Below are 15,366 nucleotides of genomic sequence, written 5' to 3'. Positions count from 1 at the left end.
GTCTCACCGTCACGCCGCTGCTCACGGCGGGCAGGCGCGATGATGGTGGGCGTCTGTCCCGGAGGCAGGGAGCTGTCCGCTCCGAGTACTTGGCAGCGCGCCAGTCGAGGCCTGGAGGCCCGGAAACGACGAAATACCGGCGAGTAACATGACTCGACCGGTATTTCGTGAACGCTCCGGGATGATCCCACGAACGCCCCAGCAAGTGTCCGAGGGGGGACTTGAACTCTCCACTCGGGCACCAGCCTATTAATTAGCTGACCTGCGGATACGGCCTCTCTGGGCCCACTTCGGGGTGTGGGGGTTGGTCATGCTCACCTGCTGTTTCTGCCCGTTCCTGGCCGCTGTTGGTCATGCGTTGGTCACGTGACCAACCCGCTCTGAGCAGGGAGAAGCCCCCGCCATGCACCACGGGGGAGGCACACGACGGGGGCGGAGTGTGGGGCGGATCAGCGGCGTAGATCCCGGTCCTCGTCCAGCCTGCGAAGCGCAGTGATCAGAGTGGGCCGGTGGCCGGGACAGGTCCGGTCACGGGGCAGTGTCCAGACGAGCCAGCACGACAGGCACCACAGCACCCCGGAGTGCTCCGGGTCGGGCTCTGCACTGCCTCCGCACTGTGGGCACTGCCCCATGAGGACTCCCTACACCGTGACGTCGAACTCGCCCACCTTGGCACTGGTCAGGAAGTCAGTCCACTCGACGGTCGTGAACTCGACCGTCTCACCGGTCACGGAGTTGCGGACCGCGACCTTGCCGGGGACGTTGGTCGCCACCTCGACACAGCGGGGGTCGCTGTTGTTGTAGGTGCACGCCGTAGACGTACGGAACTCGAACGCGGGGACTGCGGTCATGTTGCCTATCCCTTCGTCGTGCTGCTTCGGGGATACGGTCCCCGCGCCGTCTTACAACCCGCTCCCGGCGTGGCAGCGGACCGGGAATGGGAGTTCAGGGGTTGTCACTCACGAGACCTGAACACGTGGGACAGGCCCCATTCCTTGATTAGTTGGTCAGCCATCGCTTGAGCGGCCACCTGTGCCGGATCGATGTACTGCCACTCGCAGCGGCCGGGGTGGTCTTTGAAGATGGTGCAGCCGGTTCCCAGGGGATTCGGCCTGTTCATGCAGCACTCAATGTCTTCGAGCCACTGCTTGGACGCGCCGTCGCGCCAGCACACGTAGACGTCCGTGTCCGGGTCGGTCCTCGCTCCGGTACGGAGAAACGCGGCATGGTGCGCATGCGGCACGTCCTCGACCATGCATTGAAGCGTGTCGAACGATGTCCATTCGATGTCCGTATGCGGGGTAGGGATCTGTGCTGCGAGAGCTCGAACGTCACCGTCCAACTCGATCTCGGCAGTGCATCGGTAGGTCATCGAAGCCCCCCGCTCATCGGGCTCAACTGGGAGGGCGGTGCAAGCCACTCACGCCCTCCAGCGGACGGACGGACGAATGCAACCGTCTGCTTGAGGCGTTCACCAGGGGCAGCCGCAGGGTCTTCCCAGTCCTTGATGATCTCCTGGAGGACGCCGGTACTGGTGCCGTTCGTGACCAGCCGACCAATGTGGTCTCGGGTGACTGCCATCACTCGTCACCTGCCTCGGCACACCGCATGTGCGCGTACGGCCGGCCGTTGGGTTCCTCGCCGGACGGTTGCACCCGCCGGACGGCTTCAAGGCTGCCGAACGGTTTGTGGCACCTACGGCACTTCTCGCCCTTGGGTGCGTATGTCGTGTACTCGCCGCCCCGTACGTCGGTCTCCGCCCACTGGTGCTGCATGGGCGGTCTGGCTGTAGCTTTGGGCACTGTCGTCAACCCCTTGGCTGGTTGGTGACCACGCCCCCGGACGTTCGCGCGTCGCGGGGGTCCTTGCGCCTGTCGACCCTTCTGCCTCAGACAGTGAGGGCATAGCGGCCACCTGTAGGCCACCTGTCGGCCAGAATGGGGACATGACCAGCGTCATCGGGGCCAACATCCGTCGATTCCGCGAAGATCGGGACTGGAGTCAGGCACGGCTAGCGCGTGAGGTCTGCCGTGCAGCTGGGGTGATCGGCGAACCAGTCGGGCGTCAGGAGATCAGCCGTTGGGAGACAGGCAAGCGGACGCCCCGCGAATGGCTGCCGTTCCTCGCTGCCGCCCTGAGTGTGCCCGTCGACGCCCTTAGGGCGCCCCAGAAGCCCGCTGAATCACCTTTGCCGACACTTGCTGACTTCCTACCCGAAGACGACCCGCTAAGCCCACTGGGAGCCCGCACAGGACGCCGCATCGGAATGAGCACGGCGGAAGTTCTGCAACAGCGCGTGCACGGGCTCAGGCTTGCTGATGATGTGCTTGCCGGAGGAGACCTAATCCGCCCGGCTCTCCGAGACCTTCGGCGCGCTGTGAAGCTGTACCGAGAGAACACCTACAGCAGCGAAGTAGGACGCCAACTTCTCAGACAGATTGGCGAATTAGCTCAAATCGCCGGATGGATTGCGAGCGATGCCGGGCAACACGAAGAGGCAGAGCGCATCTATCGGATCGGGATCAGCGCAGCGAGACAGGCGGAAGACCACACTCTTGCTGGGAATATCGCCGGATCACTCGCCTACCAACTCAGCAACACCGGAAGGGAAGTTGAAGCCGTAACGTTGGCGGAAGCCGCACTAAATGACGCTGGCCTCGGTGCCCCGCCGAAGGCCCGCGCGCTGTATTTGGATCGTGTGGCGTGGGCTCACACGAAAGCTGGGGGCATCGAACATGGCCAACAGGCCATGCGTGCGTTGGGGGAAGCCGCAGAGGCGCTTAGCGAAGACACGCCCGGCACGGAGTCACCCGCTTACCTGTATTGGGTGGATGCTGGCGAACTCCGGGTCATGGAATCCAGGGTCTACACAGAACTTCACCGCCCGTTGCGCGCTGTACCGCTGCTCCGGGACGTGCTCAGCGATTACGACGCAACGCACACGCGCGAAATGGCGCTCTATCTGTCGTGGCTTGCTGTCGCATTTGCGGACGCCAACGAGCCTGAAGAGGCAGTCTCAGTAGCGGAACGGGTGATTGCAATATCATCTGATGTTGCGTCCGAAAGGACAGCGGAACGAGTGAGGGTGGTGCTTCGGAAGTTGAAGGATTTCTCGGATGTGCCGGAGGTTGCCGCCCTGCTTACTGAGCATCAGACAGCTTAGAAAGTAAAGAATCCCCGTACTCGCTACCAGACAAAGGTAGCGAGTACGGGGCTGACATTTGATTCGCTAGAGCAGCGCGCGGAATGGATTGCCTTCGAGCGCTACAGGCCGCTTCGGTTTTGACGCAGGTCCGGGGGCCCGTGTCGGTTCCGAGCGGTAAGCATCCAGACGGACAACCCGTGCACGGTTCTGCTCACGCTCCGGCTCGGCCGGCACCGGTTCCGCAACCGTTTCTGTTGACTCTCCGTTTCCTCCGAGGGTGAAGACGGTGGCTGGCCGTCCCGTCCTCCCCGACCGTTCCACGGTCACGACGATTCCGGGCAGTGCGCGAACCTCAGCCGCGCTGGCACCCACGTACGGGAGCACCTGAGAGGAAGTGGCCCGGCCGCCGTGCATCTCGATCCGGGCCCGCACCTTGTCCTCAAGGCTGAGCGGCTGACGCTTCACCTTCGGAGAGGTCGCCCCCTTGGTGATGCGGACGGCGTCTTGCACAGACCGGCGTACCAAGCTGAAGGCGGCGGACAGCATCTCTTCCGTGACCGTCTCCGAGCACTCGGACGCTGCCAGACAGGCCGCAACCCTGAGCGTCTGTTCGGCCGTTCGCTCGATGAACACGGCCTGCCCCTCGGGCAGGGCCTCACCCAGGATGCGGGCGTAGCGGCGCACGATCCGCCACAGTGGCCGGGCATCCTCCGTAAGCGTGATCACACGCGGCCTGGCCGTGGCCCATCCGTAAGCGTCGGCCAGTTCCCGCCCGTCCACTTCCGGCAGGCTTACCCGGTCGTCGTCCAGTAGGGGCACCGACCCCAGCAGGAAGGGGAGGATGCGGTTGTACGAGCCTCCGGCCGCTTCGGACTCACCGACGTACTTGGACCAGTCAGAGGGCGTCACGTGACAGTGCAGGACCATTGCCGGGTCGCGTACTTCCTGTGCCTCATCCTTCGTGGTGTTGCGGAGCGTTGCCCCATCCCAAGCGGTCCGTAGCTTGGTCGTGAACGATGCGTCCCGCTTCACTCTGCGGAGCACTTCCGACCACTCCTCTTCGACCACCAGGGCGCGCACGTCCCGCCCGTGCTCGGTCTCGGCCGTTGCTTCCTGCTGCTCCCAGAGGTGGTTCACCAGACTCGCCCCGGACGTGATCCCACTCGTTGTGTGAGTCGCCAGAAAACGGCCCAGAGCCTTGTCCAGGACGTGATGAGCGGCCCGGAGCGCGGTTCCCTTACCGCGCCCGGTACCGGCCACCAGAGCGGACCACAACAGCACGGGTCGGGGGCCACGGGAAGACACCTTGACCGAGCCACCGATAGCAGCCGACCACATCGAGAGGGCGGACACGTACACCCCCAGCGCATCCGTTTCCAGGAACGGCGTGATCTTACGAACCGCGCGACCGATGGGACCGTAGAGAACGGGGGTGCTCATGCTGCCTCTATCTCGAACAGGGTTGGTTGGGCGGCCCGTGGCCGGGGAGGCCGGGCGCACTCGACGCCCGGCACGGCAAGGGCGGCGGTCAGGCCGCTGCCGCTTTTCCCTCCGACTCGTCCCGGTGCTCCCATGCATGGCGCACGTGCATCGGGATTCGACCCTTGGTCGGCACGGCGTAGCCGTTCTCTCGTGCCCACGCTCGTACGGCACGGTTCCGCTCACGCTCGCTCATCCCCGAGCGGTCGACCTTGGCAGGCTCCGGAAGCGGGTCACCACCGACCAATTCACCTGAGCGAATAGCAGACTTGAAGCGTCCCGGCTTGCGCACATCCATGACAGGAATGCCACGCTCGGAAGCATCCCGCAGCTTGGTGGCGTTCCGGTCGCCACCCTCACCCAGGATCAGAAGGACCGTGCTGTCATCGGCACGGCCGACCACCTCATAGCCCAGGTTGCGTACCGCTTCCCGCGCGTCGTCCCACTCGTAGCCGGGTACCTCACCAGCGATCATGACGGACTGAACAGCGGCAGGCTCCGGCTCCGGCTCCGGCTCCGGCTCCGGCTCCGAGACAGGCTCAACCTCTACGGCCTCACTCTCGGGCGGAGCGCCCAGAGCGTCACAGAGGTACCGCCCGAATGAGACATTGTGTTCCAGGCAGAGATGCCACGTGTCCCTACCAAGCTTCAGTGACGCTGTGGCCTCTACCTCAGATCCATCACGCGCAATGTGGGCATCGCAGTACAGCTTTTCAACGAGCACCAAAACCGTCTTACGCATGGCGCTGCATTCCTTTGATAGTGCGGAAGTCTGAGCGAGGTTCCGGAGCGTTGCTCTACGGCCTCCCCGCTTGACTTCTATTCTTCCGCACCCCTATCACGGGACGGTAACTAATGAATAACTGACACATTACTCAATATGGGGGTAATGGTAATTGAATAAAGAATAGGACCCACCGGGGGTGTGTTCCTGTCATCGCGTTCGCCAATCAAAATATGGAAGTGGTGGAGGCGGCGGATACCCTGCCTCGCGAGCAGCGCGCTCCTTTTCCCTCAGGATTTCTCCCCTCCATTGATCAATAAATGCCTTACTCTCTGGAACGCCGAGCCAGGTGTTGTTAATAAACCACTTAATGCGCTTCTCGTTAGCTATCTCGGCATACACGGCCTCTATTCGCTCGATGGCCCCGTTTTGCTCTTTATGGATTACTTCGCAGGCATCTCGAATCGTCAATTGCTCCCATCCCCTAGGATTGGCTTCAATTTCCATGAGCCAGCGAGGGAATAGCCTGTCTCCCTTGCTTTCGTTACAAGCTATGCACGCCGGAACAAGGTTCTTCCAGTGATGTGGGCCCCCTTTGGCTAGAGGGATGACGTGATCCATTACCTCTGACTCTGCGTCTTCGCAGTAGACGCAGAGCCCCTCGTTGGACATGAGCACCATCAGGTGCACCCACAACTGAAACCGTTCCCGCCCCACTGGCCCTCCCGACTCGCCTTTGGCGAGACGGTAGCCGACTGCACTGACAGTCAGTCTTGCTGATCTGCCTATCGGCAGACGAAGCAGTGTTCCGGCTCGTGCCTCAGGGAGCCGTCCCAGGGGCGTTCGAGGCCCGTCAACTCCCAGCCGGTGTGCATGGCGAACTCTTGCACACAACCGGGGCACTGTGACTCTGACCAGGGGCATTCGACGCCCGGTCGATGCGTCCCGTCGTGGATATCAGCGGCTCCGGCCTTCGCCGCTCGTCGTGCGCTCACTGGTCGCCACCCCCGCTCTGGAACGTCCAGCCCAGACGCTTCATACCGTCTGCCGTGAGCCCCAAAGACGTGGCCAGGTGGCGGAACTCCATTTGATGATTGGCGTTCGCCGAGCCGTCCAGAATCTTCCCGAAGTACGTCAGCATCACGGCCACAGCGGGAATGAACGACTCGTCCCACATTGCGGCCTGTGGGGACTCCCACCACTGCCGCCACTGGCCGCGCTCTGCCTCCGTCCACTCCCGGCCAGATGGCATGTCGGGCACCGGTAGACCGTGATCCCAGGGCAGTTCGAGCAGTCCCTTGTATCGGCTGTGCGGAGAGTTCGGGTTACGCATCTTCGGCATGGGACCTCCAGTTTCCGTTACGCACGGTCGATGGCCGGCGCAGGCTTCTGATCGACGGACGGTGAAAAAGAACCGGCCCCCGTTCATCACATGAACAGGGGCCCGAACTAATCAAGGGTTAGGCCGTAGGCCAGGTGACAGCAGTCTTCACGATTCCCTTGGTCGGCTTGGTCTCGTCAAAGGTGTTGTCGGCCTTCTTGGTGTCCAGCTCCGGGTACCGCACAATCTTGCCGCCGTACAGGTGCAGGGTGTCGATGTAGTCAGCGCGGTACTTCTCCGACTGCCCCTCGCGGAAGCCCGTGAACTGGCTGGCGTAGGTGGCGAATTCAGAGTGACCCGCCACGATGTCCACACCGGCAGGCATGGCCGTGGTGGTCAGGATGGTGAAGCCAGCAAGGCGAGCAACAACACCGTTCGCAGTCACGCCACCCTCGCCGTACGCGGCAGCGTCAGCCACGGCGGGGTGTTCGATGAGATACCGCTTCACACGCGGCGAGACGACCACGTAACGGCCTGCCGGGATGTCGTTATCATCCAGGGCCAGCATCATGTCCAGGATCGCGCTGTAGAGGCTCTGGGGGATGTTGGCAGCGGTCGGGGTGATGGCCGGTAGTGCCGTCGCCCCGGCGGCGATGATGTTTCCCATGAAGATGTCAGCCTCGCGGGCCAGGGCCCGGATCATCTGCTGGTTGATCGGCGAGTCAAGGCCCCCGGCAAGCTGAACCCGTTCCGCGTCCTCCACGAGAACCTGAAGGAACTTCGCCTCAGTAATGGTCAGCTTCTGGTCCACGGTTTCCGGCCGCTGGGCCGTCATCCCATCAGCGATCGTGTAATCGCCCACGGTGGGCCGAAGAAGGCTGTTGATGTGGACCACATCGCCCTTCTGCCGGATCTCCCCTTCATACTTGTTGTTGCTACAAATGGGAGAGGCCCAGACAAGAAGCGGATCGAACTGCGTAATGAGGTCGGCGTCGAAAATTTCCGGAATAAAGGTCGTGGTGCCAGGCTGCTGGTAGGCAAGAGTCATATGGAGTGCTCCTAATTATCGCTTACGAACATCGAGAGAAACGCGGGGGCGCTCGGGAAGAGGGCCGCCGCTGCGGTTAGGGCCCGCGCCGACCAGATGAGGGAAAGTCGGTTCCTTGGGCCTGAAGGGTGCCAGGGCCTTGTCCATGGCGTCAGCCGAAGGCTTACCGTCTTCACCTAGCAGCTTGGAACCATCCAGATAGTCGGTGAATCCGTCGGGGAGAGTGATCCCGGCCTGGGCTGCGTAGCCCTTGAGTTCAGCCCGAGCCAGCTTCTCGGAATACTCCCGTTCCACCTGGGCTAGAACGGGGTTGGAAGGTTCGGCCGGCATGGCCTCGGGAATCTGTTGTGCGTCGCTCATTGGCGACACCTCCTAGAGAACTAAATGAGAGAAGAAGATGTGGTAGAGAGAAGGGCCGCTCTTAGGCGGCCCTATAACTCACAACAGGACAACGTAAGAGAAGACAGGTCCCTTACCCCGTACATTTACTTCACAGGGTGTGGGACTGACTCTGTGTTGTCGCTGCTGTGTCTCACAGGCAGGTATCCGCAGAGCTGCATTTGAGCACCTTCACAACATGCTCTGGACTTCAAACAGGCCCGGACTCTCGTCCGCGTCGGGGTACCGGCGCCCACTGGTCCCCAACTCAAGAGAAAGCTCTCTCACTCCTATAAATAATCGGACATGGGTCGGCGTCACGCGCCCATGACGAGCGGTTCCATGCGTTCCAACGGTCCCCTCGTGCACAGCAGGTCCCCAGGCCGGTTGGCCTCGCTCCAAGGACGAGCAGAGCCGATGACGGCTAGCTTCTTTCCCCGGCTGACCGTCTGGCCTAGGTAGTCGCCTGTCTTAGCGGCCCGGCTGTCCTGGAACCACCTTTCTACTGTCTTCCGGTCTTCCTCGTTCGAGTACATGACGGTGCTGTCCACGTCGGTCTTGTCATCGCTCCGCCACTCGTCCCAAAGGTGGCGGTGATTCCCCTCGTTCAGTTCCGTTACCGAGCAACTGCGCCACCAAGGCCGTTCGACGACATCCCGTCGGGCGGATTCTTCCTGCACCGTCAAGTCGTCCGCCCTGGCCGGAGGGCGGAGGTTCCACGCTTCGTAGACGATTCCCTGACGCTCTCGCTGGCGACTGATAGCGCGATTCTGGTTCTGCCGCTTCACTCCGCACTGTGGGTGGTCCGGATTGGTCGCCGGATTCGGCCCCCGCCTGCCTTTGGGGCGGAGGAACGTCCATTCCTCCTTGCACCACGCACAAACCAATTGAACGTGTTTCGTGTCTACTGTTGCCATTCCGTCCTCACCCTGGAAACACAAAAGCCCCCGGTTGCGCCAGGGGCGTTCACCTACCGCAGTTCTTCAGTTCTGGCTGTCCAGCCACTTTTCCAAGTCCGCAGGGCGGCAACGGAGGGACTGACCCACCTTGCGGAACGGGATCTGCTCCGCCTTCCAGTTCCCGTACACCCAAGAACGGGGCTTGTTCAGGTAGTCGGCCACGTCCTCAACTGTCATGAGCTTCGCCAATGCGTCTCCTCCGATTCGCGGCCCACGGGCGGAGTGTCCTGCCCGGTGCTGTCCGGCCTACCTCCAGAAGTACGCTCACCCACCACGAGTGTCAAACCTGCTTGCCAAACAGGTTGGGCCTGGTAGGTTGGGCCTCGTGAGCAACGAACAAGAAGGGGGCCCGGTCGTCGTACAGGACCTGGGCCCGTGGGTGATCGAGATGCAGTGGCCGAAGGGGGCCACGCAAGGCGGGCCCGCCGTTCTGGTGGTCCGGCCGAAGGGCGGGACTGGCTATCCGCCAGGTGGCATCAGTTCCACCGTGCTGCGACAGATCGACTTCAAGGAGGCAGGGGAAGCGCTGCGGCGTCAGACGGCCGTGTCCGAGCTTCGCAGCGAGGTTCGCGAGCGGTACGAGGCAGATCGCACACAGCGCCTCAAGCGCGCTGCCGCGCAAGGGGTCACGGACGAGTACCTGGCGCTACTTGCCAGCGCGTACGTGACCTACGTCAACCAGGGCGGCATCGGCCCGTTGGCGCACCTTGCCGAACGAGTCGGCAAGAGCCAGTCGACCGTCAAGGGGCACCTGTGGCAGGCCCGGAAACGGGGCCTGCTGACGGGGTCGGCCGGCCGGGCGGGAGGGGCGCTCACGGAGAAGGCATCCGCCATCTTGGCGCGCATCGTTCCTGGCGCTCAGCAAACCAATCCAGATACGCGAGATGAGGAGTAACCACGCCAGTGGCAAAGCGCGGCAACGGTCTCGGGGGGACTCCGGTGGAGATCCCGCGCAAGGGGAGACCGAACACCTGGGGTGTGCGCACGCCCCTTCACTTCAACAAGGCGACAGGAAAGAAGGAGCGCTACTGGATCGGTCGGGAGTACCCGACCAAGACCGCAGCAGAGAAGGCGCTGCGGGAGTGGCACAGCAACTACGACGCGGGCAAGATCGCGGCCCGCTCGGACATGAAGCTGGGTGACTGGCTCGACAAGTGGCTGTCGAATCTGAGGAAGGAGGGAACGACCGTGGCTGGGTACGAGACGAAGATCCGTCTACACATCAAGCCGCACATCGGCAGCGTGAAGCTGTGCGAGGTCACCGACGAGACACTTGATGATCTGTACCGGCTCTTGGAGACCGCTCCGTGTCCGACCAACAAGGGCAAGCCGCTCGGGGCCAAGAGCGTCCGGCACGTCCACAACATCCTGTCCGGCGCTCTCGGGGCCGCAGTGCCCAAGCTGATCCCCGCCAACCCGGCGGCAACGGCTCACCCACCCACGGCGCGGGAGATACGGGCACAGGAACAGAAGTACCCCACCGTGGACGACAGGCAGACGGCCCGCTTCCTGGCAACCGTCTGGGAGCCCTGCGGGAACCGGGCCTGTGACGGTGGCCTGACCCATCACTGTCTCCGGGACGCTCCGCTGTGGACCGTCTACGCCGCTACCGGCGTCCGGCGCAGTGAGGCCCTGGGGATGAAGTGGTCTCTGATCCACTGGGAAGAGGGAGCCATCGAGCTGGGCTGGGTCGTGGTCGAAGAGGGCAACACCTACCGCCTTCGGAAGCTGACCAAGGACGGTGACGACAACGCGCTGATCTACGTGGACCAGAGCGTCATGAACGTTCTGAAGTGGCAGAAGGAGCGGCAGGACGCCGAGCGGGCACGTCTCGGCTCCGCCTGGGTCGATCATGACCTTGTGTTCGCCCGTGACGGCTTCAAGTTGTACCGGGGCGAGGCTGGCGGCCCGCAGGACCCTGAGAAGGTCTCGGCACGGTGGCGCACCCTGCGCACCCGCCTGCACCTGCCGGAGGACTTCCGGATTCACGACTGGAGGCACAGCAAGGTCACGAACGATCTGGAGGCCGGGGAGAACCCCGTAGAGGTCTCCGCCAACGTCCGGCACCACTCGCCGGGCTACACGATGGCCCGGTACGGCCACTCTCGTAAGGACGGAGCGCGCCGACTGGCCGCCTCCGGTGCTGGCCGACTCGGCCTGTCATCCCTGGTCTGACCTGGGAAGTCTCCAGGCTGTTGGTCACGTGGTTGGTCACGCCGCAGTCTGAGAAACAGAAAAACCCCAGGTGACCTGGGGCCTCTGCTGGTGTCCGAGGGGGGACTTGAACCCCCACGCCCGATAAAGGGCACTAGCACCTCAAGCTAGCGCGTCTGCCATTCCGCCACCCGGACCAGGTGTCTGCCGCCTTGCGAGGGGCTTCCCTCGCGGCGACACGGACAACAATACCAAGGTTTCGGAGTGGGTTTCACCTGCGTATTCGGGCCGCAGGGGGTGGGACGGCAGCCGCATACGGAACGCGAGACGCCGCACACGGTGGGTCAGGGCACCGCGCGGTACGGGCGCTGCGGACTCCCCCGTTCCGGTGCCGTGCCTACGGGCTCCCCCGTTCCGTGCCATGCCTACGGGCTCCCCCGTTCCGGTGCCGTGCTTACGGGCAGTGGACGACCTGACCGGCGTACGACAGGTTGCCGCCGAAGCCGAAGAGCAGCACCGGGTCACCGCTGACCAGCGCGCCCTGCTCGACGAGCTTGGAGAAGGCGAGGGGGATGCTGGCGGCGGAGGTGTTGCCGGACACGGTGACGTCGCGGGCGATCACCGCGTTGACGGCGCCCAGCTTCTCGGCGAGCGGTTCGATGATGCGCAGGTTGGCCTGGTGGAGGACGACCCCGGCGAGGTCCTCGGGGGCGAGGCCGGCCCGCTCGCAGGTCCGGCGGGCGATGGCGGGCAGTTGGGTGGTGGCCCAGCGGTAGACGCTCGGCCCCTCCTGCGCGAACCTCGGCGGCGTCCCCTCGATCCGCACCATGTGCCCCATCTCGGGCACCGATCCCCACAGCACGGGACCGATCCCGGGCTCCTCCCCCGGTGCGCACGCCTCGACCACCGCGGCTCCGGCCCCGTCGCCGACGAGGACGCAGGTGCTGCGGTCGGTCCAGTCGGTGACGTCGGACATCTTCTCGGCGCCGATGACCAGGGCGCGGATGGCCGCGCCGGCGCGGACGGCGTGGTCGGCGGTGGCCAGGGCGTGGGTGAACCCCGCACAGACCACGTTGACGTCCATGGCGGCGGGGCTCGGGATGCCGAGCCGGGCGGCGACCCGGGCGGCGGTGTTCGGGGACCGTTCGATCGCGGTGGAGGTGGCGACCACGACCAGGTCGATGTCGGCGGGGGTGTGCCCGGCGGCGGCGAGGGCCTTGGCGGCGGCGTGCGCGGCGAGCTCGTCCACCGGCTCGTCGGGGCCGGCGATGTGGCGGGTGTGGATGCCCACCCGGGTGCGGATCCACTCGTCGTCGGTGTCGACCATGCGGGCCAGGTCGTCGTTGGTGAGCACCTTGGCGGGCTGGTAGTGGCCGATGGCGGCGATGCGCGAGCCGTGCATGACGGGGGTCCCCCTCGTTGCCGTGGGTAGCGGGAGCCACAGTCTGTCCAGTGACTCGCGGGTACAACGGCACGTGAAGCCACAGGAATCGGGCAGGTGATTTGTCGGCTCTCGGCAGCACCGCCGGGTCGGGGCGGGGTCGCGCTGCACGGATGGCGCAGTGGGCCGCGGCCTCCTCGTCCGTGTGCAGGACAATGAGATCGTGAGGCCGCCCCGCCCCGCCGGTGGGGTGGTCGGCTGTCACCGCAGGAAGGGCCGTTTCGGCCGCCGGCACGGAGAGAACCGGGACTGATCAGGACATGGGACGAGTCACGGAACGACGCAAGGTGCTCCGCATCCGGGACGGGGCGGTCTCCGCGCGGCCCGACACGCTCGTCGCCGAGGAACCCCTGGAGATCCGGCTGAACGGCAAGCCGCTCGCGATCACCATGCGCACCCCTGGCGACGACTTCGCGCTGGCGGCGGGGTTCCTGGTGAGCGAGGGCGTCCTGGCGTCCGCGTCCGACCTGCAGAACATCGTCTACTGCGCGGGCGCGACGGCGGACGGCTCGAACACCTACAACGTGGTCGACGTGAAGACCGCGCCGGGCGTGACGTTGCCCGATTTCGCTCTGGAGCGCAACGTCTACACCTCCTCCTCGTGCGGCCTGTGCGGCAAGGCCAGTCTGGACGCGGTCCGTACGACCACCCGCTGGCCAATCGCCGACAGCCCCCGCCTCCGTGTCACCACCGAACTGCTGGCGGAGCTGCCCGACCGGCTGCGGACGGCTCAGCGGGTGTTCGACCGGACCGGGGGTCTGCATGCCGCCGCCCTGTTCACCGAGGACGGGGAGCTCCTGGACGTCAAGGAGGACGTGGGCCGGCACAACGCGGTCGACAAGCTGGTGGGGCGGGCGCTGCAGAGCGGCGGGCTGCCCCTGTCCCGGACGGTGCTCATGGTCTCCGGGCGGGCCTCGTTCGAGCTGGCGCAGAAGGCGGTGATGGCCGGGATACCGGTGCTGGCCGCCGTGTCCGCGCCGTCGTCGCTGGCGGTGGACCTGGCCGCGGAGACCGGTCTGACGCTCGTCGGATTCCTGCGCGGCAGCTCGATGAACGTGTACGCGGGAGAGGACCGGATCGCTCTGCCGCAGGGTGCCGTGCGCGGCTGACCGCCCGGCCCGCACCGATCAGCCCCCTCGGCCGCGCCCGTGCGCCTCGGCCGCGTTCTCGGCGAACGCGGCGAGCGGCGGCGAGCGGCGGCGAGCGGCGGTCCTGCGCGCACGCCGGCAGGACCTCGTCGGACGTGGGTGTGGCGGGGACCGAACCGGCGCGGGCGCGGCGCTTCCCGAACACGAGGGTGTGGGGTGCCTGCTCGGCGGTGAAGCACGGCGCCGGGTCGGTCCGAGCGGGCGGGCCGGTGGTGGTGACCACGGGGCGGCGGAGTGCCGGCCGCCGCTCGGGGCGAGCGTGGTGGGGGCGCTGTGCGGGGCGTTGGAGTCCCTGACGCGGGCGCCGGCGCTGGAGGAGGCGCCGCTGCGGGTCACCGCGGTCGCGTCCGGCGTGGTGCGCACGGAGCTGCGGCGGGACCTGCCGGAGGCGGAGCGCGGGGCCCGGTTCCGTGCCGCGGCCGCGTCGCTTGAGCCCGCGGATGCGGCGGCGGAGGCGTCTCTGTATCTGATGCTCGGGGGGACAGCACCGGTTCCGTAATGGCCGTGGACGGGGGCGGAACGCTGGTCTGAGGGCGGGGTCGGCAGCGCCCGCCGACCCCGCCCCGGTCACTGGTCCGTGCCGGAGATCCGGGTCAGCAGGTCCATGAAGCGGTCGCGTTCGGCGGCGGTCAGCGGGGCGAGCAGGGTGTCGTTGGCGGCGCGGGCGGCGTCTTCGCAGCGCGCCAGGAGCCGGTCGCCCCGGTCGGTGAGGGAGACGGCGTTCTTGCGGCGGTCGCCGGGGTCGGGAGCGCGGACGACGAGACCGGCGTCCTGGAGGTCGTTGAGGATGCCGACGAGGTCCTTGGGGTCGAGGGCGATGCCCCGGGCGAGGTCGGCCTGGGCGACGGGCGCGAGGTCGCGGACGGCGGAGAGCACCACGTAGTGCCACATCTTCAGGCCCTCCACGGCGAGGGCGTCGGCGACCAGGGCGCGGCCCCGGGCGGCGGCCCGGCCGAGGAGCCAGCTGGGCAGGGAACGGATCGCGGTCAGGGGTGCTTCGGCCATGGCCGGCAGCCTATCCGAGAAACCGTTGGACTTCCCCATGAATCCCCGCCTATCGTTGGGGCTCCCAACGACTTCGTGGGTGTCTCCCACGACCGATCCCGCCGGGCTCCCCGGCTGTGGAGGTGGCGATGCGTCGCGTCCGGTACGAGTCCCGCGGTGGTCCGCTGTTCCTGGAGGAGACCGGTGTCCCGGAGCCCGGCCCCGGGGAGCTGCTGGTGCGCTGCGCGGCGATCGGGGTCACCTTGCCGGTCGTCCGCAAGGTCCGCGAGGCCGCCGAGCCGATTCCGCTGGGCGGCGAGCTGGCGGGTGAGGTGGTGGCGACCGGCGCGGGGGTGACCCGCTTCCGGGCCGGGGACCGGGTGACCGGGCTGTGCTTCGGTCACGGGTACGCCGACTACGCGGTACTTCAGGAGGCCATGACCTCGCCGGTGCCGGAGGGCGTCGGCGCGGTGGAGGCGGTGGCCCTGGTGCGCAGCGGCCTGGTGGCGCTCGGCGCGCTGGCGGCGGCCCGAACGGAGCCGGGCGAGTCGGTGCTGGTGACGGCGGCGGCGAGCGGGGTGGGAC

Annotated in this window: 17 protein-coding genes and 1 tRNA gene; 5 read left to right on the top strand and 13 right to left on the bottom strand. The window is 65.9% G+C overall.

Features of this window, described 5'->3' with window-relative positions:
• Positions 1-641 precede the first annotated feature (641 nt).
• Together FRZ03_RS18670 and FRZ03_RS18665 are read right to left on the bottom strand one after the other, a co-directional pair.
• A complete protein-coding gene (locus FRZ03_RS18670) occupies positions 642-851 on the bottom strand; it encodes a DUF397 domain-containing protein (RefSeq protein WP_146466308.1) in 210 nt (69 codons plus the stop codon).
• 104 nt (positions 852-955) lie between these two features.
• On the bottom strand, positions 956-1,255 hold the full coding sequence (locus FRZ03_RS18665; RefSeq protein ID WP_146466307.1) for a hypothetical protein: 300 nt from the start codon (positions 1,253-1,255) through the stop codon (positions 956-958).
• A gap of 690 nt (positions 1,256-1,945) precedes the next feature.
• Here FRZ03_RS18665 and FRZ03_RS18655 point away from each other — a divergent pair.
• A complete protein-coding gene (locus FRZ03_RS18655; protein WP_146466305.1) occupies positions 1,946-3,163 on the top strand; it encodes a helix-turn-helix transcriptional regulator in 1,218 nt (405 codons plus the stop codon).
• A gap of 66 nt (positions 3,164-3,229) precedes the next feature.
• Here the strand turns inward: FRZ03_RS18655 and FRZ03_RS18650 are convergent, their stop codons facing one another.
• The 8 genes from FRZ03_RS18650 to FRZ03_RS18620 all read right to left on the bottom strand — a co-directional run bounded on the left by FRZ03_RS18650 (position 3,230) and on the right by FRZ03_RS18620 (position 9,231).
• Positions 3,230-4,585 (bottom strand): DUF3987 domain-containing protein, encoded by a 1,356-nt coding sequence (locus tag FRZ03_RS18650; protein ID WP_146466304.1) that lies wholly within the window; start codon positions 4,583-4,585, stop codon positions 3,230-3,232.
• An 88-nt stretch (positions 4,586-4,673) separates the two neighbouring features.
• On the bottom strand, positions 4,674-5,366 hold the full coding sequence (locus FRZ03_RS18645; RefSeq protein ID WP_146466303.1) for an Lsr2 family DNA-binding protein: 693 nt from the start codon (positions 5,364-5,366) through the stop codon (positions 4,674-4,676).
• 192 nt (positions 5,367-5,558) lie between these two features.
• Complete coding sequence (locus FRZ03_RS18640; RefSeq protein ID WP_222443391.1) at positions 5,559-6,029, bottom strand: HNH endonuclease; 471 nt, start codon at positions 6,027-6,029, stop codon at positions 5,559-5,561.
• Positions 6,030-6,339: 310 nt separating this feature from the next.
• Positions 6,340-6,690 carry a hypothetical protein gene (locus FRZ03_RS18635; RefSeq protein WP_261399249.1) on the bottom strand — a complete coding sequence of 117 codons (351 nt, stop codon included), beginning with the start codon at positions 6,688-6,690 and terminating at the stop codon, positions 6,340-6,342.
• A 118-nt stretch (positions 6,691-6,808) separates the two neighbouring features.
• Positions 6,809-7,717 carry a phage major capsid protein gene (locus FRZ03_RS18630; protein ID WP_146466301.1) on the bottom strand — a complete coding sequence of 303 codons (909 nt, stop codon included), beginning with the start codon at positions 7,715-7,717 and terminating at the stop codon, positions 6,809-6,811.
• 15 nt (positions 7,718-7,732) lie between these two features.
• Positions 7,733-8,077, bottom strand: a complete 345-nt coding sequence (locus FRZ03_RS18625; RefSeq protein WP_146466300.1) for a hypothetical protein — start codon at positions 8,075-8,077, stop codon at positions 7,733-7,735.
• A 335-nt stretch (positions 8,078-8,412) separates the two neighbouring features.
• Entirely contained in the window at positions 8,413-9,012 is a 600-nt protein-coding gene (locus FRZ03_RS39180; RefSeq protein ID WP_186785488.1) for a hypothetical protein, read from the bottom strand.
• Between the two features lie 66 nt (positions 9,013-9,078).
• Complete coding sequence (locus tag FRZ03_RS18620) at positions 9,079-9,231, bottom strand: helix-turn-helix domain-containing protein (protein ID WP_146466366.1); 153 nt, start codon at positions 9,229-9,231, stop codon at positions 9,079-9,081.
• Positions 9,232-9,379: 148 nt separating this feature from the next.
• Here FRZ03_RS18620 and FRZ03_RS18615 point away from each other — a divergent pair, with 148 nt between their 5' ends.
• Positions 9,380-9,949: a hypothetical protein gene (locus FRZ03_RS18615; protein ID WP_146466299.1), complete on the top strand. Its 570-nt coding sequence runs from the start codon at positions 9,380-9,382 to the stop codon at positions 9,947-9,949.
• A gap of 8 nt (positions 9,950-9,957) precedes the next feature.
• Complete coding sequence (locus tag FRZ03_RS18610) at positions 9,958-11,229, top strand: tyrosine-type recombinase/integrase (RefSeq protein WP_146466298.1); 1,272 nt, start codon at positions 9,958-9,960, stop codon at positions 11,227-11,229.
• An 88-nt stretch (positions 11,230-11,317) separates the two neighbouring features.
• On the opposite strand, the gene FRZ03_RS18605 is transcribed toward FRZ03_RS18610, so the two are convergent.
• Positions 11,318-11,405 (bottom strand) — tRNA-Leu (locus FRZ03_RS18605).
• 257 nt (positions 11,406-11,662) lie between these two features.
• Positions 11,663-12,610 (bottom strand): beta-ketoacyl-ACP synthase III, encoded by a 948-nt coding sequence (locus FRZ03_RS18600; RefSeq protein ID WP_146466297.1) that lies wholly within the window; start codon positions 12,608-12,610, stop codon positions 11,663-11,665.
• A 299-nt stretch (positions 12,611-12,909) separates the two neighbouring features.
• Here FRZ03_RS18600 and fdhD point away from each other — a divergent pair, with 299 nt between their 5' ends.
• Complete coding sequence (gene fdhD, locus FRZ03_RS18595) at positions 12,910-13,758, top strand: formate dehydrogenase accessory sulfurtransferase FdhD (protein WP_146466296.1); 849 nt, start codon at positions 12,910-12,912, stop codon at positions 13,756-13,758.
• 606 nt (positions 13,759-14,364) lie between these two features.
• Here the strand turns inward: fdhD and FRZ03_RS18585 are convergent.
• The gene (locus FRZ03_RS18585; RefSeq protein WP_146466294.1) at positions 14,365-14,802 is read right to left on the bottom strand and encodes a MarR family winged helix-turn-helix transcriptional regulator; all 438 of its coding nucleotides are present in this window, start codon (positions 14,800-14,802) and stop codon (positions 14,365-14,367) included.
• A 128-nt stretch (positions 14,803-14,930) separates the two neighbouring features.
• On the opposite strand from FRZ03_RS18585, the gene FRZ03_RS18580 reads away from it, so the two are divergent.
• On the top strand, positions 14,931-15,366 hold a 436-nt coding region (locus FRZ03_RS18580; RefSeq protein ID WP_186785487.1), incomplete at its 3' end, for an alcohol dehydrogenase catalytic domain-containing protein.

The sequence above is a fragment of the Streptomyces misionensis genome, from assembly GCF_007896895.1.
GTDB classification, from domain to species: Bacteria; Actinomycetota; Actinomycetes; order Streptomycetales; family Streptomycetaceae; genus Streptomyces; species Streptomyces misionensis_A.
This window is presented reverse-complemented; position numbering and strand designations above follow the sequence as displayed.

What these genes read in the sequence shown, in the direction of transcription:
- FRZ03_RS18670 (WP_146466308.1), bottom strand. Translation starts at nt 851, where the DNA reads ATGACCGCAGTCCCCGCGTTCGAGTTCCGTACGTCTACGGCGTGCACC.
- FRZ03_RS18665 (WP_146466307.1), bottom strand. Translation starts at nt 1,255, where the DNA reads ATGGTCGAGGACGTGCCGCATGCGCACCATGCCGCGTTTCTCCGTACC.
- FRZ03_RS18655 (WP_146466305.1), top strand. Translation starts at nt 1,946, where the DNA reads ATGACCAGCGTCATCGGGGCCAACATCCGTCGATTCCGCGAAGATCGG.
- FRZ03_RS18650 (WP_146466304.1), bottom strand. Translation starts at nt 4,585, where the DNA reads ATGAGCACCCCCGTTCTCTACGGTCCCATCGGTCGCGCGGTTCGTAAG.
- FRZ03_RS18645 (WP_146466303.1), bottom strand. Translation starts at nt 5,366, where the DNA reads ATGCGTAAGACGGTTTTGGTGCTCGTTGAAAAGCTGTACTGCGATGCC.
- FRZ03_RS18640 (WP_222443391.1), bottom strand. Translation starts at nt 6,029, where the DNA reads ATGGTGCTCATGTCCAACGAGGGGCTCTGCGTCTACTGCGAAGACGCA.
- FRZ03_RS18635 (WP_261399249.1), bottom strand. Translation starts at nt 6,690, where the DNA reads ATGCCGAAGATGCGTAACCCGAACTCTCCGCACAGCCGATACAAGGGA.
- FRZ03_RS18630 (WP_146466301.1), bottom strand. Translation starts at nt 7,717, where the DNA reads ATGACTCTTGCCTACCAGCAGCCTGGCACCACGACCTTTATTCCGGAA.
- FRZ03_RS18625 (WP_146466300.1), bottom strand. Translation starts at nt 8,077, where the DNA reads ATGAGCGACGCACAACAGATTCCCGAGGCCATGCCGGCCGAACCTTCC.
- FRZ03_RS39180 (WP_186785488.1), bottom strand. Translation starts at nt 9,012, where the DNA reads ATGGCAACAGTAGACACGAAACACGTTCAATTGGTTTGTGCGTGGTGC.
- FRZ03_RS18620 (WP_146466366.1), bottom strand. Translation starts at nt 9,231, where the DNA reads ATGACAGTTGAGGACGTGGCCGACTACCTGAACAAGCCCCGTTCTTGG.
- FRZ03_RS18600 (WP_146466297.1), bottom strand. Translation starts at nt 12,610, where the DNA reads ATGCACGGCTCGCGCATCGCCGCCATCGGCCACTACCAGCCCGCCAAG.
- fdhD (WP_146466296.1), top strand. Translation starts at nt 12,910, where the DNA reads ATGGGACGAGTCACGGAACGACGCAAGGTGCTCCGCATCCGGGACGGG.
- FRZ03_RS18585 (WP_146466294.1), bottom strand. Translation starts at nt 14,802, where the DNA reads ATGGCCGAAGCACCCCTGACCGCGATCCGTTCCCTGCCCAGCTGGCTC.